The organism is Rivularia sp. PCC 7116 (assembly GCF_000316665.1).
GTDB lineage: Bacteria > Cyanobacteriota > Cyanobacteriia > Cyanobacteriales > Nostocaceae > Rivularia.
Map to the genome: position 1 here is coordinate 2790736 of NC_019678.1, position 25663 is coordinate 2816398.

General features: G+C 37.2%; 21 protein-coding genes, 1 tRNA gene and 1 pseudogene. 14 read left to right on the forward strand and 9 right to left on the reverse strand.

What is annotated here, in order from left to right; genetic code table 11:
- The first annotated feature begins 42 nt into the window (after window positions 1–42).
- A complete protein-coding gene (trmFO, locus tag RIV7116_RS10885; RefSeq protein WP_015118350.1) occupies window positions 43–1440 on the forward strand; it encodes an FADH(2)-oxidizing methylenetetrahydrofolate--tRNA-(uracil(54)-C(5))-methyltransferase TrmFO in 1398 nt (465 codons plus the stop codon).
- An 88-nt stretch (window positions 1441–1528) separates the two neighbouring features.
- On the forward strand, window positions 1529–2281 hold the full coding sequence (locus tag RIV7116_RS10890; RefSeq protein WP_232435788.1) for a phytanoyl-CoA dioxygenase family protein: 753 nt from the start codon (window positions 1529–1531) through the stop codon (window positions 2279–2281).
- Window positions 2282–2361: 80 nt separating this feature from the next.
- Here the strand turns inward: RIV7116_RS10890 and RIV7116_RS10895 are convergent, their stop codons facing one another.
- On the reverse strand, window positions 2362–2811 hold the full coding sequence (locus RIV7116_RS10895; RefSeq protein ID WP_015118352.1) for a UPF0158 family protein: 450 nt from the start codon (window positions 2809–2811) through the stop codon (window positions 2362–2364).
- Between the two features lie 165 nt (window positions 2812–2976).
- On the reverse strand, window positions 2977–3462 hold the full coding sequence (locus tag RIV7116_RS10900; RefSeq protein ID WP_015118353.1) for a GNAT family N-acetyltransferase: 486 nt from the start codon (window positions 3460–3462) through the stop codon (window positions 2977–2979).
- Between the two features lie 1163 nt (window positions 3463–4625).
- Between RIV7116_RS10900 and RIV7116_RS10910 the strand changes: the two genes are divergently transcribed.
- Window positions 4626–5843, forward strand: coding sequence for a murein hydrolase activator EnvC (locus RIV7116_RS10910; RefSeq protein ID WP_015118355.1), 1218 nt, complete (start codon window positions 4626–4628; stop codon window positions 5841–5843).
- A 178-nt stretch (window positions 5844–6021) separates the two neighbouring features.
- Here RIV7116_RS10910 and RIV7116_RS10915 read toward each other — a convergent pair whose 3' ends face one another.
- On the reverse strand, window positions 6022–6657 hold the full coding sequence (locus RIV7116_RS10915) for a hypothetical protein (RefSeq protein WP_015118356.1): 636 nt from the start codon (window positions 6655–6657) through the stop codon (window positions 6022–6024).
- A gap of 244 nt (window positions 6658–6901) precedes the next feature.
- Here RIV7116_RS10915 and RIV7116_RS10920 point away from each other — a divergent pair.
- Window positions 6902–6974 (forward strand) — tRNA-Arg (locus tag RIV7116_RS10920).
- Between the two features lie 110 nt (window positions 6975–7084).
- On the opposite strand, the gene RIV7116_RS10925 is transcribed toward RIV7116_RS10920, so the two are convergent.
- Together RIV7116_RS10925 and RIV7116_RS10930 are read right to left on the reverse strand one after the other, a co-directional pair.
- Complete coding sequence (locus RIV7116_RS10925) at window positions 7085–7849, reverse strand: N-acetylmuramoyl-L-alanine amidase (RefSeq protein ID WP_015118357.1); 765 nt, start codon at window positions 7847–7849, stop codon at window positions 7085–7087.
- Window positions 7850–8382: 533 nt separating this feature from the next.
- Complete coding sequence (locus RIV7116_RS10930) at window positions 8383–9360, reverse strand: CHAD domain-containing protein (RefSeq protein WP_015118358.1); 978 nt, start codon at window positions 9358–9360, stop codon at window positions 8383–8385.
- Between the two features lie 299 nt (window positions 9361–9659).
- On the opposite strand from RIV7116_RS10930, the gene RIV7116_RS10935 reads away from it, so the two are divergent.
- Window positions 9660–10775 carry a DUF3616 domain-containing protein gene (locus RIV7116_RS10935; protein ID WP_015118359.1) on the forward strand — a complete coding sequence of 372 codons (1116 nt, stop codon included), beginning with the start codon at window positions 9660–9662 and terminating at the stop codon, window positions 10773–10775.
- A 262-nt stretch (window positions 10776–11037) separates the two neighbouring features.
- Here RIV7116_RS10935 and RIV7116_RS10940 read toward each other — a convergent pair whose 3' ends face one another.
- The 3 genes from RIV7116_RS10940 to RIV7116_RS10950 all read right to left on the reverse strand — a co-directional run bounded on the left by RIV7116_RS10940 (window position 11038) and on the right by RIV7116_RS10950 (window position 14265).
- On the reverse strand, window positions 11038–12279 hold the full coding sequence (locus tag RIV7116_RS10940; RefSeq protein WP_015118360.1) for an FAD/NAD(P)-binding protein: 1242 nt from the start codon (window positions 12277–12279) through the stop codon (window positions 11038–11040).
- Between the two features lie 254 nt (window positions 12280–12533).
- Window positions 12534–13424, reverse strand: coding sequence for a metal ABC transporter permease (locus RIV7116_RS10945; RefSeq protein ID WP_015118361.1), 891 nt, complete (start codon window positions 13422–13424; stop codon window positions 12534–12536).
- Between the two features lie 106 nt (window positions 13425–13530).
- The gene (locus RIV7116_RS10950) at window positions 13531–14265 is read right to left on the reverse strand and encodes a metal ABC transporter ATP-binding protein (RefSeq protein ID WP_015118362.1); all 735 of its coding nucleotides are present in this window, start codon (window positions 14263–14265) and stop codon (window positions 13531–13533) included.
- Between the two features lie 113 nt (window positions 14266–14378).
- Here RIV7116_RS10950 and RIV7116_RS10955 point away from each other — a divergent pair, with 113 nt between their 5' ends.
- The 7 genes and pseudogenes from RIV7116_RS10955 to RIV7116_RS10985 all read left to right on the forward strand — a co-directional run.
- Entirely contained in the window at window positions 14379–15446 is a 1068-nt protein-coding gene (locus RIV7116_RS10955; RefSeq protein ID WP_015118363.1) for a metal ABC transporter solute-binding protein, Zn/Mn family, read from the forward strand.
- A gap of 329 nt (window positions 15447–15775) precedes the next feature.
- Window positions 15776–17344, forward strand: a complete 1569-nt coding sequence (locus tag RIV7116_RS10960) for an iron uptake porin (protein ID WP_015118364.1) — start codon at window positions 15776–15778, stop codon at window positions 17342–17344.
- Between the two features lie 213 nt (window positions 17345–17557).
- Window positions 17558–18577, forward strand: coding sequence for a porphobilinogen synthase (hemB, locus tag RIV7116_RS10965; protein WP_015118365.1), 1020 nt, complete (start codon window positions 17558–17560; stop codon window positions 18575–18577).
- Window positions 18578–18963: 386 nt separating this feature from the next.
- A complete protein-coding gene (folE, locus tag RIV7116_RS10970) occupies window positions 18964–19614 on the forward strand; it encodes a GTP cyclohydrolase I FolE (RefSeq protein WP_015118366.1) in 651 nt (216 codons plus the stop codon).
- A 21-nt stretch (window positions 19615–19635) separates the two neighbouring features.
- Window positions 19636–20241, forward strand: a complete 606-nt coding sequence (locus RIV7116_RS10975) for a GTP-binding protein (RefSeq protein ID WP_015118367.1) — start codon at window positions 19636–19638, stop codon at window positions 20239–20241.
- 57 nt (window positions 20242–20298) lie between these two features.
- A complete protein-coding gene (gene cysS / locus RIV7116_RS10980; protein WP_015118368.1) occupies window positions 20299–21762 on the forward strand; it encodes a cysteine--tRNA ligase in 1464 nt (487 codons plus the stop codon).
- 1002 nt (window positions 21763–22764) lie between these two features.
- A pseudogene (locus tag RIV7116_RS10985) lies at window positions 22765–23331 on the forward strand (M23 family metallopeptidase); the annotation flags it as partial.
- Window positions 23332–23337: 6 nt separating this feature from the next.
- Here RIV7116_RS10985 and hisI read toward each other — a convergent pair.
- Window positions 23338–23823, reverse strand: coding sequence for a phosphoribosyl-AMP cyclohydrolase (hisI, locus tag RIV7116_RS10990; protein WP_015118370.1), 486 nt, complete (start codon window positions 23821–23823; stop codon window positions 23338–23340).
- A 115-nt stretch (window positions 23824–23938) separates the two neighbouring features.
- On the opposite strand from hisI, the gene RIV7116_RS10995 reads away from it, so the two are divergent.
- Together RIV7116_RS10995 and RIV7116_RS11000 are read left to right on the forward strand one after the other, a co-directional pair.
- Entirely contained in the window at window positions 23939–24715 is a 777-nt protein-coding gene (locus RIV7116_RS10995) for a hypothetical protein (RefSeq protein ID WP_015118371.1), read from the forward strand.
- Window positions 24712–25521 (forward strand): metallophosphoesterase, encoded by an 810-nt coding sequence (locus RIV7116_RS11000; RefSeq protein ID WP_015118372.1) that lies wholly within the window; start codon window positions 24712–24714, stop codon window positions 25519–25521. The genes RIV7116_RS10995 and RIV7116_RS11000 overlap by 4 nt, the downstream gene beginning before the upstream one ends.
- Window positions 25522–25663: the final 142 nt, after the last annotated feature.

Consider the following 25663-nt stretch of genomic DNA (forward strand, 5'->3'; position numbering starts at 1 on the left):
CCCCTATGCCCCATGCCCAATGCCCTATCTAAAATCTAAAATATGAATCCTATAACAGTAATTGGTGGTGGATTAGCTGGAACTGAAGCAGCTTGGCAAATAGCTCAAGCTGGAATTCCAGTCATTTTTTATGAAATGCGTCCCACACGTTTTGGAGGAGCGCACCATACAGAACATTTAGCAGAATTAGTATGTAGTAATTCTTTCGGAGCAATGGCAAGCGATCGCGCTGCTGGTTTGCTGCATGAAGAATTGCGCCGTCTCGGTTCTATCGTGATTTCCAAAGCTGACGAGCATAAAGTTCCTGCTGGTGGGGCATTAGCGGTTGATAGAGGTGTGTTTAGTCAAGATTTGACGGAAACTCTGGCGAAACATCCTTTAATAGACTTTCGCCGCGAAGAATTACGAGAAATTCCTGAAGGTATTGTAGTTTTGGCAACCGGTCCTCTGACAAGTCCCGATTTAGCTGAAGATTTGCGTCGTTTCACGGGCATGGAATATCTCAGCTTTTTTGATGCAGCTAGTCCCATAGTTGTAGGAGAATCCATAAATCACGATGTTGCTTTCATGGCATCCCGTTACGACAAAGGGGAAGCAGCTTATCTTAATTGTCCCATGAATAAAGAGCAATATCTCAGATTCTGGGAAGAATTGCGTCAAGCCGAACAAGTTGAATTGAAAGGCTTTGAAAGAGAAAACGCCAAATTTTTTGAAGCTTGTTTACCCATTGAAGAACAAGCACAACGCGGTGAAGACACCATGCGTTATGGCCCCCTCAAGCCAGTTGGTTTAACTCCCCCTACAATTGCGGGATGGGGTAATGATGCTCCTCCTCCAGAAGTTCAAGAAGGAGAAGAAGTTAAAAAACAACGTCCTTATGCAGTAGTGCAGTTACGTCAAGAAGACAAAGCTGGAAAACTGTGGAATATGGTGGGTTTCCAAACAAACTTGCGCTGGGGAGAACAAAAGCGGATATTCCAAATGATTCCCGGTTTAGAAAATGCCGAATTTGTACGATTAGGAGTAATGCATCGCAACACCTTTATTAATGCACCCCAATTAATGATTCCCACACTGCAATTTAAATCTCGTCCTACCTTGCTTGCAGCCGGACAAATCATTGGTACAGAAGGATACACAGCCGCATCAGCCGGAGGTTGGTTAGCAGGAACTAACGCCGCTCGCATCGCTTTAGGAAAAGAACCCTTAACCATGCCAAACGCAACCATGATGGGAGCTTTATTCGACTTTATCAGTTCTGCTTCTCCCAAACACTTCCAACCAATGCCCCCTAACTTCGGTATATTGCCGGACTTAGGAGTGAAAATAAAAAACAAACGCGAAAGATACGGAAAATACCGCGATCGCGCTTTGGAACAGTTAGCAGGTATCAGCGAACAGTTAACAGTCAGCAGTGAACAGTTATCAGCTATCAGTTAGGAGTTAGCAGTTAGCAGTTAAAAATGTAGTGGGAGCGTCTCGCTCCCCCATCTCTCCCTGTCTTCCCATGCCCGATGCCCAATGCCCAATGCCCAATGCCCAATTCCCAAATTACATGAATGAATCCGAACGTTATTTGTTTGATTTACAAGGATTTTTAGTTGTTGAGAATGTTCTTACTGACGATGAAATTTTGGCTTTGAGGAAACTGGTGGATAAACAAGTAGCGATCAAAAATCAACCAGAAGCGTCTAAGTTGCGATTTGATGGTTTGCTTTCATGGGGAAAACCTTTTCTAAATTTGATTGATAATCCCCGCATAACTCCTTATTTATCTGAGTTACTGGGAAAATTTCGTTTAGATCACGATTATCTTCACATCATTCGTGAAGGTTTAGGACCAATCGGTTGCTATTTGCACGGTGGGGGAACACCTTACGATCCAACTCAATACTACTCATTCCGGAATGGCAGAATTTACAATGGCTTGCTAGCTGTTGCTTACGAATTAAATGACGTACATCCCGGTGACGGAGGATTTGCTTGTATCCCCGGTAGTCATAAAAGTAATTTAGCTTGCCCCCAAGAATGGATTAACCTAGAATTTCCCAGAGATATCGTCAAATCTGTCGCCGTCAAAGCTGGAAGTGCAATTATATTTACTGAAGCGTTAAGTCATGGAACACTTCCTTGGCAAGGAAAAAACGAACGTAGAACATTATTTTATAAGTATTCTCCCGGTTCATATGCTTGGCTAAGAAATTACTACAATCCCGAAGAATTTGAAGATTTAACTGCATCTCAGCGAGAAATGCTTAAAACACCGGGAGTTTATCCTTAAAGAGTTATCGGCAAACAATGCATATAGAGTAGCAAGTCGGGAAATATTTTTTTACTTTTTCTCACTTTGTTACCTTGCCTTCACTTCCCAATTTCTATTCCAGTGGACTCTAACCATTTCAAAACAAGTTTTTCAAGCTGTTTGCTTCTAAAATTAGACAATTCGTACTTCGATGCTTCTCGTTTCAAAATATCTTGAAAGCGTTGAAATGCTTGATAGCTATCAATAGTGTTCTCTAATTTATTACGAAGCCATTCACTTTTAATTGTGAAGATAAATGCTTGAATCTCGTAATATTCATCACAAGACTTACTAGATGGCAATCGGATAAATCTCCTTTTATCCGGAAACTCTTCTATAGAGTAACCATCTAGATACAAAAAATTACCATCAATGTCCATCGGGTCGCCACTACCATTGTCTAGTATAATTTTTCCAGTGGTCGTGTCCAAGTAATATTTGCACCCGCTATTTTCACAATAGTTAGTAAAAGCTTCTTTCAATTCATCAATTTCTATCGGCAACTGCATGGTCTATTACCCGAACACAAAGTGAAATTTATAATTTTGATAGTTGTACAAGGTATTCTCATATAATTCATAAAAGATATTAGGAAAACGAATATAATCACAATTCTATTTCTTCAACTCTATAAATGATATGAGAACTGCTATATAAGTTTTAACAATTTTTTTTCAATCATGCAGTATTCTCTTTTCCATTGCATAATTTGTAAAGCTTTCTCCTCTACGTATTACCTGTTGTTTCTTTACAGTCAAAAATCCCATACTTAGAAAAAACGGTTTCGCGGTAATACTCGCTTCAGTATATAAACAATGTATTTTTAATTCGCGAGCTTTCGCTTCTATGGCATAGTAAATTTTTTTACCTACACCCATGCGCTGATAGTTTTTGTGGCAGTAAAAACAGTCTATATGTCCGTCAGCTTCTAACTCCCCAAAACCCGCAATTTTACCATTATCATCAGCTACGTAAGTAAATTTATCCGAACAAACACTTACCCAATCTCTAAAATAAATATTATCAGGTGCCCATGCTTTGACCTGATTTATTGAATAATCATTGATGTTAACTTCACGTACTGTTTGATGAAATAAGTTTGCGACTTGCTCGGCATCTTTTTTATCAAATAATCTTATATCCATTGCTGTGTTGGGCATTGTGCATAGATTTAACCGCAATCACCCTATTCAATCATAAGTTTAATTGTAAAAATATTGAATATGTTTTCTGCAATTACCTATCTAGAAAAAAATAATTATTTTTTAGCATCGAAAAAGTTTATCATTAAAGCTTAATATTAGAGATATATATAGCCCAAAGATAAATTTATCAAGTTATCATCACTAACTAGCAATGCCTAATGCCCAATTTATAATGCCGAATTACCGACTCCCAATTTCCAACAATAATAAATAAAATCCCACACAACCTAAATCGAGAGGGACTTATAAATTGAAAATACAATACAAATCAATTCTTGATTAATTATTCACAGCTTGCCATTTTAGATATTGTATTTCTGCCCAAGATTGGCTTTGATGGAACATTTTGGCTATCATCGACCATGTTGTGCGGGAAACCTTAGTCAGATTGTATTTCTTTAAATCACCAAACTTACAAAACATTTTATAAGCCCATGTAGGCTCATATCCCATAAATCTTGCTATAGCTATCCAGTCTGCTAATGAAAATAATGAAATGTCAATTTCAGATTTATTTTGTAGATCCTTGGAATTGATAGTCTTGGTTAATAACATGGTAATCAAGAGTAAAGTTTATTATTTGCAAACAACCAAAACTTTGCAAAAGCCGGATTATTTGGTTGTCAAAATTAAAATCCACCTCGGTTTTCACATATTTATTTTGAAATGTCAAGTCAATTTAAATATAATTTCCAAAAAATATTTTGTCTATCAATTTTTGAATTAATTCTTAAGAAAGTCTTGCGATATGTCTAAAGACTAGAAAACTACAAGTTAATTGCAGCCTTGAGAGCAATATTATAGTTATCTCATCTATTTTGTTCTAAAAAAACTTGGATTTTAGATAAATCAATGGTAGAGTCTTTAGTTAATTTAAAATCCATTAACATAAATCTCTGGCGATTTATCTAGCTCATGCAAAAAGGCAGGAAACTACAAGTGCATTTATTTTGTAGATGTCTTATCTCTATACCGCTCAAAAATATACCTCTCTTCTACTCAGCTAAAATAATGAACGATATTTTTTAATCCCAATTATCTTTGTGTTTAATTTCTCTAGTTTTTCTGGGAACAATCAACATGGTGTTGCCCCAAAGATTACGGATTAATCAAAAAATATGAAAGCATTATTCTTCCAGAAAAAGAAAGTTTATTCCCGCTTACATATTGTATTGTGCGGCTTTTTATGCTTAATATTAGTCTTAACTCCAGTATATTCCGTATATGGTCAGCAAAGCGCGAAACAATCTATAAATAAATTAAAGCAGGAACGAAAGCAAATTCAGAAGCAGCATCAAAATGTAATCAAAGAAAAAAAACGTTTGAATAATTTACAGCAAGAGGCAGAAAAACGTCTTGGTGGTTTAGAAGAGAATTTGCAAACAACCAATAGCCAAATTGAAGATAGTGAAAGACGTTTAGAGATAGCAACTCAAAGGCTCGAACAATTCCAGGCAGACTTAGCAGCATCTCAGGTTTCTTACGCTCAACGTCAAGCCTCAACTGTAGCTAGACTCAAGTATTTGCAGCGCTCCCCAATTAGTCAAGGATGGGCTGTTTTATTGCAAAGTCGTAATTTGAATGACTTTTTTAGCCGTCGTCGTAATTTAAAGTTAGTTTATCAAGCAGACCAAAAAGTTCTGGCGCAGTTAACCCAAGAAGCGATTGAAATCAAAAACAAAAAAACCGATGTAGAAAGGAAGAAAAACGAAATATCCTTGATTCGTCAACAATTATTCGCACAAAAAGCTGACTATAAAGGGCAAGCCGAACTGCAATCCGAATTAATACAACGTTTGAATGGCGATCGCCTAGCATTAGATGCAGCAAGAATGCAGTTAGAAAAAGACTCTTTATCTGTAGCCAACTTAATTCAAAAAAAGGTAGCTGAGGAACAAGCGAGAATCGCAGCAGCCAAAGCCAGAAGCAAACCCAGAAACTTTGTCCGTGGCAGCGGTATCATGGCATTACCTAGCAACGGTTATATTAGTAGTCCCTACGGTTGGCGATCGCACCCAGTTCTGGGTAGAGGTCGCTTGCACACGGGTATAGATTTTGCGGCAAATTACGGTAGTACAATACGCGCCGCAGATTCGGGAACTGTTATATATTCAGGATGGTATGGTGGTTACGGTAAAACAGTAATCATCAACCACGGTAAAGGAATTACCACGCTATACGCCCATAGCAGCAAACTATACGTCAAGTCGGGAGCCAGCGTTAAGCGCGGACAAGCTATATCAGCAATTGGTTCAACGGGATTATCAACCGGTCCCCATTTACACTTTGAAGTCCGCAAAAATGGTAGACCAGTAAACCCGGCAAATTATCTTTAATATTATGCATAGGTATTGGGAGCATCTTGCTCCCCGCTATGTCAATCCTAAATCATTTCTAAGAAGTTTAAATGTAATTAGATTAATATAATTTGCTGCCAAACAAATGAAATTAGCCATTAGTTTTAAAAGCAAATAGTAAGAAGCTATCAATTTTTGGTTTCCTGTTCAAGATTGGCTATCCGATAAACTTTTCCTCTTCATCAAACGGAATATCAAATTGCATTTTTGGACGACGAGTAGAAGCTTGGTCGCTACCGATTTGATTGTTTGTAATCAAAGTTAAATTAGTTGCCCCTTCAGGGATTCCACCAGAAAAAACTAACTCTGCATTGAAAGTTGTACCGGGTTTAATTTCAATATCAGGATTATCAGGGGGTGGTTGCACATTATATTGATGCCCTAAATTATCTACTATTACAACCCCTTTACCATGCAAATTGAGATATATCGTATGTTTAAAACCATTAGTTACGGTTAATCCTACAATAGTATTTTCCCTATTTAATGAAATATAATTCAATCTCCCTACAGTCCCATTGGCATGTGTTGCTTTTATGTTCAATTGTCTTTCAGTTAATAACGTACTGGATGTTTTTACTTCAACTGGATTTTCCACAGTATCCGAATTTATATTTTTTGTTATGATTTTCCGTACTTGTTTGTTATCAAACATTAGCAACGTACCCACACACATAATCATCAAAATCGCAGATATTATTCCTAGTACGTAACCAGTATTATGTCGATCTAAATTATTAGTATGGTTGATAGTATATTCGATTAATTTATTCTTTAAATTTTTTCTATCCATATGATATTACTTTTAATACTGTATAAGTATAAAGTAGCTCTGCCTCAGTATTAACACTAGTTGTTTAGGTAACTATTTTATGAATTTTATGTAAATCATGGAAATTAATAAGTCTTATGCATTTAACCAGAATATTGGTATAAAAAAGCAGATAAGATTACTTAAGTAGCCAGGAAAGGAAATAAAGGTTATACTGTTTATTAATATGTAGGTTAACTATTGCCTGCATTGCCTAAATATATTAGGGCGCGTAGTTCAGTGGATAGAACATCAGATTCCGGTTCTGACGGTCGGGGGTTCAAATCCCTCCGCGCTCATTTTTAGTAATTACACAGCTTTCATCAATTAATATTTATTTGCTGTGGCAAAAATAGTTTCTTGTAGAGACGCTACTCATGTCGTCTCTACATACTGGCAGTTTAATACATTAATCTGCAATAAAATCGCTATGACCAGTATATATATAGTCAACTTCGCGCAAACCAGAACCCATCTCGTTTTCTAGCTCTACAGCATAGTGAGATTCTTCTTTAGCAACTAACTTTCCTGGGTAATCTCCTGGCTGTATTACTTTTAATTGGCTCGGATTTATATTAGAAGATTGGTCGGAAGAAGGTTTGAGATAAGTAGTATACCTAACTTTTAAAGTACCGGATATAGTTGTTATTTCTTCTTTGCCGACTAAACCATCGACGATTGCAGTAGCCATTTTTTCAGCGTTGAATAATCGCATATCTTTGTCGGAACTGATAAAGCAACATTCAATTAAAATTGCTGGCATTGCAGTCAGTTCCAAGACTCTAAATCTAGCTTTTTTTACACCTCGGTTAAAGAAACCTAAAGATGCAATATTGCTAACTACTGATTGCGCTAAAGGTCTGGCAGCACTACGTAAGTCATATACGTAAACTTCACTACCATTAGCTCTCGGACTGCTAAAAGCATTAAAGTGGATAGAGATAAAATAATCAGCATCAAGTTGATTAGCTTTTCTAGCTCTTTGCATCAAAGAATCATCGGTACTATAAGCAGATTGCGGCGTAACAGAAATAACTTTATGCTTTCTTAGACGGAGCTTACCAATAACTAACTCCCCTACTAGCTTAGTCAAAGCATCTTCACTGTACTTGTTAGTGCGGGCACCGGTGTCATAGGGAGGGCAATTGTGACCAATATCGATAGCGAAGAACATTTGTGTATCTCCTTATTTACTACTGCAATTCGAGACACCCTGTCAGGAGTTGATTATTTTTCTTGCAAGTTTTGACTGAATTAATTCGGGCATAGTGAAATAAGCACATTTCGGAAAATGTACCTACAAGCAATTATTTATATCCGCAAAAAAGCTGATATCTCTAATTAAATATTGTAAAAATTCTCTATAAATAATTTAATAAAAAAATGTATTTTAACTAAAAATAAAATTGTAATTTAGTAATCCTTATTAACCGTAAATCAATTTTGTATTTTGGATATGTAATTTCAGATTATTTCTATAAATAAATTTTGAGAGTCACAATTCCTCTGTAAAAAACGGATACGATACTATTTATTATGAGTTAGAAGTATTTAATGTTATATTTTATAATTTTATAATTGAGATTCAATAAATTAGGATTCGACAGTTAGAAGAATAATAATTTAGTGATGAGATAACGGGATAATGAGGAAGGATTTTTCACTCCATATTTTTACCTCTTCATCCCATCTCCCCTTCTCATACTTCTAGGTCACAGCAGGATGTAGAATAATCAAGTGAAACTCATGTCTAGTTTCGAGTTTAAGAAATCTTTCCTGTAAAGATTGCCATTGTTGCCATAAATCATAACGATTTTTCTTCAACAAATTTACTAAAGTAGGAAGTTCTTTGCTAACTTTTGATTTCAGCACTTCTTTGAGCCACTCATCTAATATTACGCTATCCTGTATTGAACCTAAAATTTCTTGAATATTTTTGACTTGTGCAAGATAATTTGCGTATCCTTCACCGTAGAAACTGGTAAATAATTCCATCTGATACCGCAATCTTTTCGCTTGCTTGCGTAAACCATGTAAATCTTCAGCCAAATTCGTTGATAATTGTTTTTCTACTTGTTTCTCATCAAAGTTAGTCGAAATAACAACTTTATTTTCTTCTACTGTAGTTCCTACTAACCAACCAGGATGCAGCAAAAAATGACTCAACTCAGGTAAAAGTAAATCCGGCAAACCTTGTTGAATTGTTAAATTTGCTAATTGAAAATATTCGGGTTTTTCTAACCATTCTTGTAATCCGGTTTTCAAAGATTTGTAACGTTCGCTTTTAAATAGCGCTTTTACATCCGCTACTGCATCTACACGCTGTTCTTCCAAAGTGTTAATAACTTTATCTAAAATTGCTCTTTCTTTTTTAGGCAGTTGTGGCTTATATGTATTAGTTAAAGTCTCTTTTAAGACATCTAAATCTCTTAAAGAACCTAGGCAAGCAGCAATTTTCTTAATATTTTTATCGTTAGCCGACTTCGGAAAATTGACAATAGAATTAATACTAGTTACAGTAGTACGCAAACGACGCATACCGACGCGCATTTGATGCAAAGCTTCGGCATCTTTATCGTTTTTTACTGATTTCTCCCACTTCCAAATTTTTTTGAAATTTTTGTCAATCGCATTGTAAGTGTAATCTTTTAAAGTTGTTACTTTAGGTTTAGTCGCTAGTGTCATAAAATTTCAATGTGTTAAGAACAATGTTTTACTTCAAACGTATTATTGAATATTATCACCGGTTTCAGCTACAGACCTTTGCTTTGATATTTTTTTATATTAATTTTTTCGCGATTCAGTTAGATATTTTTAATCCAATATCTGTCTTAAGAAAGATTATCGATTATTTTTTAGATTAAGCTATTTAGCCTGGAGATATATTTATAACAAGATTTTTAGTTATAGGTATTGAATTAGAAGTATTATTAAAAAGTTTGAAATATAACTCAATATATTTTAAGGATAAACAAGTATAAAAAATGCATTACCCATCTTTAATAAGTAAAATTTTACTCAGCTTTGCCGATAATTTTGCAGACCATCATCATGACCTTTCAGCATTATTGTTAACTCCACAAAAGCATTTATGGCTGGGTTCGGATGAAGCTTCTACAATTGAGCGTCTTTCATTTATTGACAAGCAACACTTTGGAGAACATAAGCAGTATCGGGTAGCAGAATTTTTCGATTTACCAGCACCCGAAGAGGAAGAAATTGATATTGAAGGATTGGCATATAGCGATTATTACTTATGGTTGATAGGTTCCCATAGTTACAAACGAAAAAAGCCGAAGCCTGATAAATCAGATGTGAAAAACATTAAAAGACTGACAAAAGTCAAAACAGAAGCAAATCGTTACATTATTGGACGTATTCCGTTGGTAAATGGTGAACTAATCGGTGAATGCCCTCATCCGGCAAAGCCAAACGAATACTTGAGTGCAAGGAAACTACAGATAACAACCAAAGGTAATCTGCTGATGGAAGCTTTAGCAAATGATTCCCATTTAGGATTCTTTGTTAAAGCAGAAATTCCTGGCAAAGATAATGGTTTTGATATTGAAGGAATAGAAATTTGTCAAAATCGGATTTTTTTAGGTTTACGCGGTCCTGTGTTGCGCGGTTGGGCGATAATTTTAGAAATACAGTTGCAAGAATCTAATTCACCGGGATTACTTGATTTAAAATATCTGGAAATTAGTGGAGAAAAGTACAAAAAGCATTTCATCTATTTAAATGGTTTGGGAATTCGGGATTTATGCTGGGATAATCAAGATTTATTGATTTTAGCCGGTCCCACAATGGATTTAGATGGTCCTATAACAGTTTATCGTTTGCAGGGCGGCGTTAATTCAGATGAAAACGTGCTTAATTATCCCCAGCCAGTACTTGAGATTCCTTACGGAAAAGGTAACGATCGCGCAGAGGGAATTACTTTATTTGAAGAGATTACGGGAGTCAAGTCCTTATTAGTAGTTCATGATTCTCCCGCAGAAAATAGACTACAGGGAAAAGCTAGTTTAATTGCTGATGTCTTACAGTTGAACAGCGAGCAGCGAGCAGCGAGCAGTGAGCAGTTAGCTATAAACAGCTAATAATTGTCGTTGCTCAATCCAAGTATCAATTACGCGATCGCCTTAAGCTTGCGAACCTAGAGTTCTTCAAGCACCACGGATAGGTAGAATGTGTTCTAAGGGACTTGCAAGTAATAAATTGTCCTACGGTCGGTAGGACAATTTATTTTTTGGATTTTCCTGAGACTCTACTCATACAGCACCTTGCAGGGTGGACATCCCTGTCAGCCCAAATGTACCTCACAAAAATGAAATCTGCTGTAAGATTCCGATAAAAAACCTGTCAAGCAATTTTAGCTTGACTTTGACCAATATTAGATTTAATAATCGCCTTGAGCATTTTATCACTTGCCATTCTTGCACCTGATAAATTTCGCGCTGTCGGTCCAATTTGTAAAGCCGCTAACCCACCCATAATAAATAACGAACAACCGCGCCACTGTAAGTTATTATCCAAAACGGGTAAACCATTGATTACAGGTATTGGATATGCTTGCAAAACTTCCTTTAATAAAGGTTCGGAATTGACATCAAAACGATTTCCGGTAGATAACCAAATGCGATGAAATAGTTTTTGCTCTCCATTAGTAAATTTCACCAACCATTGATTATTCATCCATTCAGCCCCAATAACTTGGGTGTTTTCTTGAATTTTCAACTTACCATTATGCGCTTGTCGTCTTAGCTGCGTTACCATTGCAGGAGTCATAGAACCACCATTTCGCGCTTGCTGAATCATTTCAGAGCGCTTTGCAAAATCTGATTCTGCAAAAAATCCTTTAAGATATTTCGGTCCCAACCAACCAGCATCCGCATCAAATATCTTTTCCTGTAACTGTCGTTGCATTGATATCTGCACAAACGCACCACGAGACATTGCACCTACCGCTAAATGTCCGCTTGTTAAACCTCCACCAATAATTAATACTTTTTCACCAGCTAAATATAGTTGACGTAAATCTACTGATTTAGAATGACAAAGTTTATCTTCTGGATAATTTTGGTTAATTTGACTTATCCAATCCGGTATTTGTAGTTGACTGCTACCAGTTGCTAATACTACCCGACGAGCTAATATTGATTTCCCAGAATCCAACCACAAACGAAACTGCGATCCAAAAGGATTATTTAATGGTTGAATTCGAGTTATCTTTTCACCAATAACTATATTTTCTAAATCCCAACGACGAATTACATCCTCACAAAAATCATTAAATAACCGAGTTCCCGGTAAATCATAGGGAGGGAAAAACTCATTCGAGCGAGACTCTGCAAACTTACGTAATGCAAAAGGATTGGGATCTGGATGATGAACCGCAGGAGAACGTAAATGCGGTATTTCCAATGCTGCAAATTGACGCTCCCACTGACTCATCCATTTTCCACTGGGGTCAAACACTGCAATTTTTGAACGGATTTTCTGACGTTTCTGTAGCAGATGAGTAACTAAAGTCAGAGCGTGAACCCCAGCACCGATAATTGCTAAATCGATTTTCCTCAAAAGGTGTGGTGGATTACTTTCCATAAATTTTCACTACATATAACAATCATAATGATAATCGTTATCATAATAACATTAGATTTTTCGTAGGTGTCAAAATTTTGAGACTGCAAATCGGCGTTGCTGATTGTAAGTCTGATTTGCCCCCCAACCCCCAATTTTGGGGGAGAAAGAGAATCCCAAGTCCCCCAAGTTTGGGGGATTTAGGGGGCATAGTACATATAAGAAAATTTTATTCATATTTCAATTCAGCAACGCCAGCAAATCTTACTTATTGTTTACCTACGCTTCACTTTTGCGACTTCGTGCAAAACCTTCTGAGAACGATTTAGCTTTCTTGCTCTCGGACGAGTTAATATACCTTGTGAAGGGCTGAATAATAATGCTAATAAAAATAACCCGCAAATAAATAATACAATTGATGCACCCGAAGGCACGTTTTGATAATAGCTAATATATAAACCGCCGACGCTACCAATAATACCGATTACAGAACCCAAAAGCATCATTTGATGAAGCTCGTTTACTAATAAATAAGCCGTTACTCCAGGACCTATTAATAAAGAAATTACTAACACTACTCCCACAGCTTGCATACTAGCAATAATGGTTAACGTAATTGCTGCCGTCAATCCAAATTTAATAATATTTGTCGGCAATCCGCTGGCTTGTGCGCCTAATGGGTCAAAGGTGTAAAATAGCAATTCTTTATAACAAACCTTCACTAAAAGTAAAGTAACAGATGTAATTATTAAAGTTCTAAAAACATCTTCTGTTGTCACCCCTAAAATATCGCCAAATAAAAAGTGATGCAAATCAACTTTACTTTTCAGCACGCTAATTAGCATGATACCCAAAGCTAAAAAACCCGAAAAAACCAAAGCCATTGCAGCATCAACTTTAACCCGAGACTGCGATTCTATCCAAGCAATTACAAAAGTACTGAAAGTCCCGCAAACAAAAGCACCCAGAAAAATATCAATGCCAAGAAATAGCGCGATCGCAATTCCGGGTAAAACAGCATGAGCAATTACATCACCAAGTATTCCCTGACGCTGTACTATCAGATAAGAACCAACAACAGAGCAAAGAATACCTAAACTAGCTGCAATAACTAGCGCGTCTCGCATGAATCCAAAACTAAGCGGTTCAAAAAGCAAATTTAACATTATTGGTACGTAGTTGCGCTTCAGCGCCAAAAATATTGAATAAGAACTGGTAATTGGTAATTGGTAATTGGTAGCTGATAACTGCTCACTGTTCACTGCTCACTGATTAAGCCGATTTTTCTTGTCTATTTAAAAATAAAATATTATTGCCATAAGCACGCTGTAAATTTTCGGTTGTAACAACTTCCTTCATCGAACCATCAGCGATAATATGTTTGTTTAACAATAATAAAAAGTCACATTGAGCTAAAGTTTCACCTAGATCGTGAGTAATTAAAATTAATATCTTGCCATCCCTTCTTAATTCATTGAAAATATTAAACATGATATCTTCAGTGCTTTTATCAATTCCCACAAACGGTTCGTCAAAAAATAATAAATCAGCTTGCTGTGCTAGCGCTCTAGCTAAAAATACCCGCTGCTGTTGTCCTCCGGATAACTCACCGATTTGACGAGAACGAAATTCCCACATCCCTACTCTATGCAATGCAGATTTAACTATTTCTTTAGACTTACGGCTTGGCTTGCGAAACCAACCCGTGCTTACAGTACGAGCCATCATCACTACATTCTGTACCGTAATCGGATAATCCCAATCTACTTGGGTTCTTTGAGGTACGTAAGCAATGGAGCGTAATTGCTTGTGGATGGGACAGTTACAAAATTTAATAGTGCCATCTGAAACCGGAATTAAACCGAGTATCGCTTTAACCAAAGTGCTTTTACCAGCGCCATTTGGACCGATTACACCAACCATCTGTCCGGGGGAAACGCAAAAACTCACATCCTCAACAGCCACTACACCCCGGTAATCTACGTCCAAATGCTCTACTTCTAGCACTGATTTCTCCTGTATGATAATGATAATTATTTATGTTACAAATCTACTTCCCTTCCCGCAGTAGCTAATGTATGATAACGATTATCATTCTACTGCACTATTCCTTATAAGTGATGTTTAGAAAATTACCTCTAAATGCGATTGCGGCGTTAACTTTAGCTTTTGGTTTGATTAGCTGTAGTGGTAACGAGCAAGTCAACTCCAATTCTGGTACAGAAGAAAATTCTGCCGTAAATACCAGCAGTACTGCAACGGGGGAGCGTCCTTTGGTTGTTGCGACTACAAGCATACTTTGCGACTTAACTAAACAAGTAGCGGCTCAAACAGTTGACTTGAAGTGCTTAGTAGATGCAGGTCAAGATCCCCACACATATCAGCCCAAACCGGATGACCGCAAAGCAATCGAGCAGGCTGATTTAGTTTTGTACGGTGGTTATGATTTTGAACCTAGTATTATCAAATTAGTTCAAGCAAGCAGTAATCAGGCTCCGAAAGTAGCAGTTCATGAAGTTGCTGTTCCTAAACCAATTCTTGGAGAAGAACACGACCATAGTCATTCCGGACATAAGGAAGAAAAGCACGACGGGCACGACCACGAGAAAGAAGAAAAACATTCTGAAGAAAAAGCACCAGACCCCCATGTATGGCATAATCCTCAAAATGGCGTACAAATGGTGGAAGCTATTCGTAGTAATTTAGAAAAAGTTGCTCCAGATAACGCTCAATTGTATGCAGCTAATGCCGAGAAAGTAACCGGGGAAATAAAAGAAATAGATAGCTGGATTAAAAAGAATGTAGCTACGATTCCTGCAAATCAACGTAAACTAGTTACCACTCACGATGCTTTAACTTACTATACTCAGGCATATAATATTGACTACGAAGGTGCAATTGAAGGTTTGAGTACTGAAGTACAACCAACAGCAGCGAGAATAGGTCAACTTTCAAAAGAAATCAAGCAAGAGAACGTACCGACAATATTTGCTGAAAGTACCCATAGTCCAAAACTAATTGAAAGGATTGCTAAAGAAGCTAACGTAAAAGTTTCTGAGGAAAAATTATATGCTGATAATTTGGGTGAACAAGGTACTGATGCCGATACTTATCAGAAAATGTTAGTTGCTAATACTAAAGCTATTGTGGATGGTTTGGGAGGTACATATACGGCTTTTGGACAATAATAGCCCTGAGTGGAATTAAATTAATTAATCATTAGTTTGACTAGCTTAGAGGTTGTGGAATGAGAGCAAATCAATCAGAATATCTGTGGAAAAGCTGGGCTTCTTAAGAATGCATCAAGCTCAAAAATTTGATTATTAGCTTAACTTGCTTGTAGATAAATCTAGAAATCTAGTTGATTATTTTTTAGGTTTGGGATGTACTCTGGTTTTATTCGTAATTAATAGTTAATCAATATCAGGGGAAAATAGGTGGTGTCAGATATACTTACACCATCTGCGTTTATTCGCTTGCTCTGTATTTAAAATTTGAGTGTGAGGTGAGAAGAATCATGAAGAAAAATTTGTGGAAGTTTTTAGTAGTTAGTCCTGTCTTAAGCTTTCCGTTTGCAACATCATTATTAATAAATGACAGCGCTGTTGCACAAACTCAAATCCAAGAAGAAACCTTAGAACAAGTTACTTCTGTTTCCCAGTTTTCAGATGTACAGCCTACAGATTGGGCATTTCAGGCATTACAGTCTTTAGTAGAACGCTACGGGTGTATTGCAGGATATCCCAATAGTACCTACAGAGGAAATCGGGCTTTAACAAGATATGAGTTTGCAGCAGGTTTGAATGCTTGTTTGGATAGAGTCAATGAGTTGATTGCAACCTCAACCGCAGACCTAGTTAGTAAAGAAGACCTTGCAACTTTACAAAGACTACAATCAGAATTTTCTGCGGAATTAGCAACCCTTAGAGGAAGAGTAGATGCTTTAGAAGCACGTACTGCTCAGTTAGAAGCAAATCAATTCTCTACAACTTCTAAACTCGAAGGTGAAGTAGTCGTGGGGATTACAGATGTATTTGAAGGAGATACTAACGACGACAATACTACATTGGGTGCAAGAGCAAGAATTAACTTCGTTACCAGCTTCACAGGAAAAGATACTCTCTACACCAGACTGCAAAGCAATAACATAGTTGGTCCCGATATTGGCACACCCGAAGGAAGCTTAGCCTTTGCTGGTGAGAGCGGAGATAATGACGTTGAATTAGATGCACTTTGGTACAGTTTTCCTTTAACTGAGAGTACTAACGTCATCGCGATCGCAAATGCAGGTGCAGCAGATGATGTTGTAGATACAGTTAACTTATTTGATGGTGATGGTACTGAAGGAGCTTTATCTAGCTTTGGTACTCGTAACCCCATCTATGGAGCAATGGATGGTGCTGGTGTAGGAGTTACCCAAGAGTTTGGCAAGAATCTATCTTTGAGCTTGGCTTATTTAGCTGGTTCTGCAAGCGATCCAAGTACTGATAATGGTTTATTTAACGGTTCCTACGGTGCATTAGCACAGTTGACCTTTGCACCAAGCGACCGCTTTAAGGTTGGTTTAACCTACATCAATTCTTACAATCAGTTCAATGGTTCTGGTAGTAGTGCTTCTAACTTCAATACAGTTTCACCATTGGATAATATTTCGACCCTTGCAGATACTCCTTTTAGTGCCGACTCCTATGGTGTTCAAGCATCATTAGGGATAAGTAAAAACTTAGTATTAGGTGGTTGGGCTGGTTATACCAATGCTCGTAATTTAACCACATCCGCAGCTTTCCCAGACCGTGGAAGTACGGAGATTTGGAACTGGGCTGTTACTTTAGGTTTGCCCGATCTGGGTAAAAAAGGTAATTTGGCAGGTATCATCTTTGGTATGGAGCCAAAAGTAACTGATTCTAGTATTGATGGTTTGAATGAAGATCCAGATACTTCCTACCACATCGAAGCATTCTATCAGTATCAAATTAATGACAATATTGCCATTACTCCTGGTGTGATTTGGCTGACTGCACCAGACCATAACGATAATAACAATGATGTAGTAATTGGTACTTTCAGAACTACTTTTACTTTTTAGGAATTAGTCTTGCATTCTCAATAAACGTTTAGGATATTGATGGCGGTGTTGTATCGAATACTTTTGTATTCCATACTCACCGTTTACTTTTTTTGTTCTATTTATCTCTGATGACATTGCAAGCACTTTGGAGCAATTAAATTACATTAAAAACCAAAAATTTTTCTCCAAAAACAACTATGATTAGAAAATAACGATAATCATTATCATAATATGTCGTCAGAAAAACCCACTAACAACACCGCATCTGCTGTTAAAACCTTAATTCAACGTCCCCGTCGGCTGCGTCGTACTCCCGGATTACGTAGCATGGTACGAGAAAATCAACTAACTGTAGACGACTTGATATATCCGATGTTCGTCATGGAAGGGGAAAATCAAAAAATGGAAATCTCCTCCATGCCGGGATGTTATCGTTATACTTTGGACTTGTTGCTTGAAGAAATCAAACAAGTTAGTGAATTAGGAATTAATGCGATCGCGCTGTTTCCTCTGATTCCAGAAGCCAAAAAGGATGATGTTGGTACGGAAAGCTACAATCAGGATGGTTTAGTACAAAGAACCGTCAAAGCAATTAAACAAGCTGTACCCGATATACTTGTGATTACCGATGTGGCTCTCGACCCCTTCAGTATTCACGGTCACGACGGTATTGTCGATGACAACGGAGTCATTTTAAATGACCCCACAGTAGAAGTATTGGTGAAAATGGCAGTTTCCCAAGCAGAAGCTGGTACGGATATAGTCGCACCTTCCGACATGATGGACGGTAGAATCGGTGCAATTCGTCAAGCTTTAGATGCAGCAGGATACTTTCATGTAAGTATTTTGGCATACTCTGCTAAATATGCTTCTGGTTATTATGGACCATTCCGCGATGCTTTGGATTCAGCGCCGAAATTTGGGGATAAGAAGACTTATCAAATGGATGCAGCCAATGCTAGAGAGGCTTTAAAAGAAGTAGAGTTAGATATTGCCGAAGGTGCGGATATAGTCATGGTGAAACCTGCTTTGGCATATATGGATATCATTTGTCAGATTAAATCAACAACAAACTTACCCGTAGCTGCATATAACGTCAGTGGAGAATATGCCATGATTAAAGCAGCCGCACAGCAAGGTTGGATTGATGAGAAAAAGGTGATTTTAGAAACTTTGACTAGCATGAAGCGGGCTGGTGCTGATTTGATTTTGACTTATTTCGCCAAAGAAGTTGCTTTAATGTTGCTTTAGTTATTATCCAAAAGTAATGCAGTAATAGGACAAGAATGAAATTCATTCTCAACTTAACAATTGTTTACTATAATTAAAATAGCGTTAGTAATTATTGCTTCTTAAATAATTAGTTGAAAGACTGTAAAAATGCCCTGCAATTAAATTTTATTTGTTTAATTTATTGGGTGAAATTTTACTGTATATATTTTTATAAATATCAGCTAATAACTAACAAGTGATAATTATTCAGGACTTACGCAATTGTCATAACACTCGGCTGGTGCGTGACACTGAAAACATTATTACTACGTTTACAGCTGCTCAAAGTGTCACAGCACCCTACAAGAAAAATGTGCCGGTTGCGTAAGTCCTATTATTAACTAGAAAGCAATTAAATTAAAAAAATGACTTTATCTTTTCGTCCCGAATTAAATTCTGCCGAGGAAGTTGTTTCATCTTTATCTACACAAAATAAACCAAAGGTTACGGATGAAGAAATGATGCAAGCTGTGAGAACTTTACTACTTGGATTAGGAGAAGACCCAGATAGAGAAGGACTTAAAGATACTCCTAAAAGAGTTGTAAAAGCCTTACAGTTTTTGACCAAGGGATACAATGAATCTTTGGACGAACTGTTAAATGGTGCAGTATTTACAGAAGATGCCAATGAAATGGTATTAGTCAGAGATATTGATATTTTTAGTTCCTGCGAACACCATATTTTACCAATCCTTGGTCGCGCTCATGTAGCTTATATTCCTAATGGGAAAGTCATTGGATTATCAAAAATTGCCCGCATTTGTGAAATGTACGGAAGACGTTTACAAGTGCAGGAAAGATTGACTTTACAAATTGCTGAAGCACTCGAAGGTTTACTCAAACCTCAAGGTGTGGCAGTAGTTGTAGAAGCTAGTCATATGTGTATGGTAATGCGTGGCGTACAAAAACCTGGTTCTTGGACTGTAACCAGTGCAATGCGTGGTGTATTCGCAGAAGATGCCAAAACTCGCGAGGAATTTATGAATTTGATTCGACACAAAGCTAATTTTCATTAATTGATAACTTAAATATAGGCAATGGTAAATAAAACTTCACCATTGCCTGCTACCCTAATTCTAGGGTTCGCAGGTAGTGGAAAAACTAGTTTAATTAAATATCTGAGTAATCAAATTGGGACTACTGTAGAGCATATACAAAGCGGTTCTTCAGAACTTGGTAGTGGTTGTATTTGCTGTAGTGGACTCAAAGATTTAAAACAGTTAATCAAAGATTTACTTATTGATAGAGAAAGCGGAAAAAATCAATGTCAGCATTTGTTTATCGAAGCTAGTCACGAAACAGATCCAATTCCAGTAATTAGAACAATTCGACAATCTTTTTCCCCAGGAAGTATTTTTTTGAAAGAAGCGATTACAGTAATTAATGTAGCAAACTATCCACCTACAGATAGCAGAATTGATTTAGTTACCAATCAAATATTTTTTGCCAATAAAATAGTAGTTAATCACTGCGACAGCGCAACTGATGAGCAAATAAATAAATGTCATAAACATATTCGTGGAGTAAAATGGCAGCCAATATTTAATGCGATTCAAGGAATTATTAACACTAATGATTTTCGCGTGCCTTCAACAGTAGAAGCATCTACAAGTGTTTCTACTGTAATTTCCTTTTCCTCCTAAATTTATTGATTAGAAAACTGAAAACTGAAAACTGATAATTGATAACTGATAACTGACATGACTCTAACAATATACAATACCCTCACCCGTCGTAAAGAAACCTTTCAACCTTTAGAACCAGGAAAGTTGAAAATGTACTGCTGTGGTGTCACGGTGTATGATTATTGTCACCTGGGTCATGCAAGGTCTTATATTGTTTGGGATACAGTACGACGCTATTTAAAATTTAGCGGTTATCAAGTGCGTTACCTGCAAAATTTTACCGACATTGATGACAAAATTCTGAATCGGGCTAACGCTGAGAATACATCAATGGAAGAGGTTTCTCAAAAGTACATTCAAGCCTATTTTGAAGATATCCGTCGCTTAAACGTCATTGATGCATCTGAGTATCCCCGTGTGACTGAAAATATCACTCCTATTCATCAGTTGATTGCAGAATTGGAACGAAAAGATTATGCTTATGCGGTAAATGGAGATGTCTATTACAAGACAGAAAACTTTGCTGAATATGGCAAACTTTCCGGTAAGCAATTAGAAGATATGCAAGCCGGGGCAAGTGGTAGAGTTGATTTAGAAGACTTATCTGGAAAGAAGAAACATAAACCATCTGATTTTGCCTTGTGGAAAGCAGCAAAACCGGGAGAACCCGCTTGGGAGTCACCTTGGGGAATGGGAAGGCCGGGATGGCACATTGAATGTTCGGCAATGATTCGTGCTAATTTGGGAGAAACCATTGATATTCATGGTGGTGGTGGTGATTTGGTATTTCCCCATCATGAAAATGAAATCGCTCAATCAGAAGTAGTCACTGGTAAACCACTTGCTAATTACTGGATGCATAACGGCATGGTGACTGTGAATGGTGTAAAAATGTCTAAGTCTCTAGGTAATTTTACGACAATTAGAGAATTACTTGACCGACCAATCGACCCAATGGTTATCAGGTTATTTGTACTGCAAGGTCATTACCGCAAGCCTTTGGACTTTACAAAAGATGCTATTTCTTCGGCTCAAAATGCTTGGGAAACTCTCAAAAACGGTTTGTTATTCCGACACCAATATGGTGAAAAATTGGGATGGAAGGAAACAAATCTCAATCCAGAAACTGAGTTACAAAATTCTCAGATCAACAGCTTTCAAACAGCAATGGATGATGATTTTAATACACCAGGGGGATTAGCAGTATTATTTGAACTAGCCAAAGAATTGCGTCGGAACGCTAATATCATCACTCATCAAGGTAATACGGAAATTCCTTCAGAAAAGCTAAAGCAAATGTGGCAAACTTTAGTAACATTAGCAAAGGTTTTTGGACTTGAAATCTTATCCCCAGCAGAAAATAAAAACGCATCCGAAGTACTGAGTAATGCAGAAATTTTAGCTTTAATTGAGCAACGACAAGATGCACGTCAAAATCGTAACTTTGCTTTATCCGATTCTATTCGTAATCAATTACAAGCTGTAGGAGTAAATTTAATTGACCAACCGAATGGGGAAACTCGCTGGCATCGGAACTAATTTTGATCAGTTACATAATCTTAAATCTAAAATTTAAGATTACTATGAATTGGGCAATTTTAAGTGGTATTTAAGGTAATTTAACGGCTTATCTCACCAAACAGCACCATTCGCAATAAGCAGAGGCAGAGCCTCCAGATCCTAGTTCCCAGGTTCAACCTGGGAACCAGTTCAAAGTTTCCCGCTTTCCGAGTGCTTCTTATGAAATAGTCCCGTGAAAAAGATTTCCAATAATTATAAAAAATACTTTTGTTTTGACATTGTTATAGATGTCTACTGCTTTTTACTTCGCAAGCACTTACTCGCGACTCCATTACATTTCTCGACCTATTTAGGACATCCGGTAGCATAAGTCTCCCGTTCTGATATCTCTCGACAGTATTGACAAATGAAGTTGTAAACCCTGGTACGGATAATTCGGTCGTGTGCTTTGACATTATATTCCCGGACATGAATTTTTTTGCTTGGCATCGTTTTAATCAAAATGGTAAGTGGACAATGATAATGATAATCACTCAAGGTTTGACAAGCATAAAAGGTAATGTAACATAAATATCGACAGAATGATAATGATTATCATTCTGTCAGCAATATTAGCTATCGTAACTTTGCTTTATCCGACTCTATCCGCGATCAATTACAAGCCGTAGGAGTAAATCTAATCGACCAACCTAATGGGGAAACTCGCTGGTATCGAATCTAACGAACCATAGCTTGAATATTTCAGTAAGTCGTGATTACTACCCCTGTATCTAAAATAGCCTTGACCAAAATAATGAGAATGATTATCATTGGCAATCAGCGAGAATCATTCTCATTCTTGTTATTGACAACAGACCTTTGTTTCCCTCACACATTCAAAGCTGGAGGCTATTCTTGAAGTCCATGCTAATCAAGACGGAAAAGACTTTTTCCGAAAGGAATGCTGATGTCTCGGTGTTTCGTTTAAATAAACTATTGAAAAACTACCGAAAAGCACAGACAAATGTTTTAACAATTGCTGTGGCAATGTCCATCGTAAATGCTAGTGTTTCACTTGGGCAAAGTAACCAAACTTTAGCAGTAGAACCAGCAGAGTTAAATTCTGAAGTTTCTACAATACAACCTTTACCACCTCTAGCAGTTATCGAAAAATATCTTCCTCAACCAATTGACCAAAATACCTTTCCACCATCTTTGGATGATGCCAAAATTGCTTATATTTGGCCAGCAAAAGGAGTTTTAACTTCAGGCTATGGTATGCGTTGGGGTCGAATGCACAGAGGGATTGATATTGCTAACAAAATTGGAACACCAATAGTTGCGGCAGCAGATGGAGTTGTAACATTTGAAGGTAGGCAAAGAGGTTATGGGAAGATAATTGATGTTCGTCATATCGACGGTAGTTTAACTCGTTATGCCCATAATCACAGGCATTTTGTTAAACTTGGTCAAAAAGTTCAACAAGGTCAAACTATTGCTCATATGGGTAGTACTGGTTTTAGCACAGGTCCTCATTTGCATTTTGAAATTCACCCGACCGGGAAAAGGGCTGTTAATCCCATGACTTATTTACCATCACGAGGTTAATATAAATTAAAGTTTTGTTGGATTGGGTGCATCACCGTAAACTGTCTTGGGGTCAAAGGTTTTTTCGGTTTCGGTAAAGGTTAACCGTATATGGTTCTCAGAAGAAATAACATCTTTTCCTACAGGAATACTACGATAAAAACAAGAACGATAACCAACATGACAACTTGCTCCTGAACCAGCAACTTCAACCCGCATCCAAATACAATCTTGGTCATCATCAATCAATAATTGTTTAACTTTCTGTACCAATCCGCTTGATTGACCTTTATGCCATAGCTGCTGACGACTGCGACTATAATAATGGGCTTCGCCAGTTTCAATTGTTCTAGCTAATGCATCCTGATTCATATAGCCCTGCATCAACACTTCCCCAGTGTTTGCATCTGTAGTCACTACTGGTATCAAACCATTGCAATCAAACTTGGGAGCAAGTTCTAGACCTTCTTCTACCTGTTCGATTGAAGTGCGATCGCTAAATTTTAAATTCATCTTATTTCCAAAAAAAACTGAAAACGATTATCATTCACATATAGTTTATACTTAGAGTTAACAATTTCCCATCTATCTATCACTGATAACTGATAACTGATAACTGATAACTGAAATGACTGTACCTTTAATTAACGTTGTGGCTGGTTGCGCGGGTTCGGGGAAAACTGCTTGGATTCATCAGCAAATCCAAGATACAACTGTCGAAGATAAGGATATTATTTATTTCAGTCCCGGTACTGGTAATGTTTCTATAGATAAAAATCGAATTGCAGCCGATTTTCCCCAAATACAAGTTTTTAGTGACAATCAAGAAGTTGATTTACTCAAGCAAATACCCGAAGCGAAAGCGGTTTATATCGAGTTGGGTTTTCACTTGGATTTAGGAAGTTTATCAGCATTATTAAATAATTTACCTTACCATTCTGTAGCTGTATTACCTCCCCATCTCAAAGATTCTGAATATCATGCTTGGGCTGACGAAATTATTCAGGGAGTTCTAGCAGAAACTGATTCATCTAAACATTTGTGGAGAGTTGTAACTGATACTCAAGTTATTGACGAAAATTCTTTAGAAGAGTTTTGGTATGAATTAACTCACGGTGCTTATGGTAAAGTTACTCGTGCTAAAGCGATTTTTGATGTTAATGATGGTAGAAGTATTTACTGTGATTTCGTTACGGGTGTACCCCAAGCAGGTTTTTTGGAATTAAATTTACCTCGTTATTTAGAAGGTAGACCACAACGTTTTAGCGGTATTGAAGTAGCAGGAGAAGATTTGGATGAAACTGCTCTCAAACAAACTTTATCTGATTGTTTTTTATCAGATTCATTAATTAAGCAGTATCAGCAACAAGTTAAACAAATGTTATTAGAAGGAATGCCGGTATGAAAATAGCAGTTATGTCATGTATTCACGGTAATATAGAGGCTTTGGATGCTGTTTTATTGGATATAGATAAATATAAAGCTGAAAAAATATTTTGTTTAGGTGATTTAGTTGGTTACGGTCCTTATCCGAATCAAGTAGTAGAAAAAATTCGTTCTTTAAATATTCCTACTTGTGCTGGTTGCTGGGATGAAGATGTGGTTGAAGGTCTAAATGCTTGCGATTGTAGCTATCCTTCGATGTTAGCAGAACAACGCGGTTTTATCGCTCATGAGTGGACTAATAAACAGATAAAACCAGAAAATCGTGACTTTTTAGCTCAACTACCTCATATTATCAAAGAAGATAACTTGGCTTTTGTTCACGGTAGTCCCCACAGCAACCACGAATATTTATTACCAGAACTCGATGCATTTGTAGCATTGGAACGGGTGATTTCATCAGGCGCAGATGTGCTTTTTTGCGGTCATACTCACGCTCCTTATTACCGTAATTTAGATTCAGGTAAACTAAAAATTCGAGTAGAAAGCAAAAATTTATCTGAAGAAAAAAGTTTTACAGCTAACTTGAAAAAGATTATTAATGCAGGTTCCGTAGGAGAACCAAGACATGGACGACCCAATGCAACTTATGTAATTTATGACACCGATGCTCAAGAAGTGATATTACGAGAAGTTGCTTACGATTATCAAAAAACCTGTACGGCAATTGTAGAAAAAGGATTACCACCCATCTTTGCATGGCGTTTAGCGCGAGGAATAGAGTTTGCAGAACGCGCAGACGATCCAACTCATGTTTGTACTAAGTAGGAGATTGGGCATAGGGCATTGGGCATTGGTAATTGCGAACTGGTTCCTAGCCTCTGGCTGGGAACTGATGATTGAAGGCTCTGCCTTCAGGAATTAATGAGAGGCAGAGCCTCCGGGCTATGCATTCCCAGCCCGGAGGCTG

Excerpts from the sequence above, each read along its gene's own strand:
- trmFO (WP_015118350.1), top strand. The coding sequence starts at position 43 with ATGAATCCTATAACAGTAATTGGTGGTGGATTAGCTGGAACTGAAGCA.
- RIV7116_RS10890 (WP_232435788.1), top strand. The coding sequence starts at position 1,529 with ATGCCCAATGCCCAATTCCCAAATTACATGAATGAATCCGAACGTTAT.
- RIV7116_RS10895 (WP_015118352.1), bottom strand. The coding sequence starts at position 2,811 with ATGCAGTTGCCGATAGAAATTGATGAATTGAAAGAAGCTTTTACTAAC.
- RIV7116_RS10900 (WP_015118353.1), bottom strand. The coding sequence starts at position 3,462 with ATGCCCAACACAGCAATGGATATAAGATTATTTGATAAAAAAGATGCC.
- RIV7116_RS10910 (WP_015118355.1), top strand. The coding sequence starts at position 4,626 with ATGAAAGCATTATTCTTCCAGAAAAAGAAAGTTTATTCCCGCTTACAT.
- RIV7116_RS10915 (WP_015118356.1), bottom strand. The coding sequence starts at position 6,657 with ATGGATAGAAAAAATTTAAAGAATAAATTAATCGAATATACTATCAAC.
- RIV7116_RS10925 (WP_015118357.1), bottom strand. The coding sequence starts at position 7,849 with ATGTTCTTCGCTATCGATATTGGTCACAATTGCCCTCCCTATGACACC.
- RIV7116_RS10930 (WP_015118358.1), bottom strand. The coding sequence starts at position 9,360 with ATGACACTAGCGACTAAACCTAAAGTAACAACTTTAAAAGATTACACT.
- RIV7116_RS10935 (WP_015118359.1), top strand. The coding sequence starts at position 9,660 with ATGCATTACCCATCTTTAATAAGTAAAATTTTACTCAGCTTTGCCGAT.
- RIV7116_RS10940 (WP_015118360.1), bottom strand. The coding sequence starts at position 12,279 with ATGGAAAGTAATCCACCACACCTTTTGAGGAAAATCGATTTAGCAATT.
- RIV7116_RS10945 (WP_015118361.1), bottom strand. The coding sequence starts at position 13,424 with ATGTTAAATTTGCTTTTTGAACCGCTTAGTTTTGGATTCATGCGAGAC.
- RIV7116_RS10955 (WP_015118363.1), top strand. The coding sequence starts at position 14,379 with ATGTTTAGAAAATTACCTCTAAATGCGATTGCGGCGTTAACTTTAGCT.
- RIV7116_RS10960 (WP_015118364.1), top strand. The coding sequence starts at position 15,776 with ATGAAGAAAAATTTGTGGAAGTTTTTAGTAGTTAGTCCTGTCTTAAGC.
- hemB (WP_015118365.1), top strand. The coding sequence starts at position 17,558 with ATGTCGTCAGAAAAACCCACTAACAACACCGCATCTGCTGTTAAAACC.
- folE (WP_015118366.1), top strand. The coding sequence starts at position 18,964 with ATGACTTTATCTTTTCGTCCCGAATTAAATTCTGCCGAGGAAGTTGTT.
- RIV7116_RS10975 (WP_015118367.1), top strand. The coding sequence starts at position 19,636 with ATGGTAAATAAAACTTCACCATTGCCTGCTACCCTAATTCTAGGGTTC.
- cysS (WP_015118368.1), top strand. The coding sequence starts at position 20,299 with ATGACTCTAACAATATACAATACCCTCACCCGTCGTAAAGAAACCTTT.
- hisI (WP_015118370.1), bottom strand. The coding sequence starts at position 23,823 with ATGAATTTAAAATTTAGCGATCGCACTTCAATCGAACAGGTAGAAGAA.
- RIV7116_RS10995 (WP_015118371.1), top strand. The coding sequence starts at position 23,939 with ATGACTGTACCTTTAATTAACGTTGTGGCTGGTTGCGCGGGTTCGGGG.
- RIV7116_RS11000 (WP_015118372.1), top strand. The coding sequence starts at position 24,712 with ATGAAAATAGCAGTTATGTCATGTATTCACGGTAATATAGAGGCTTTG.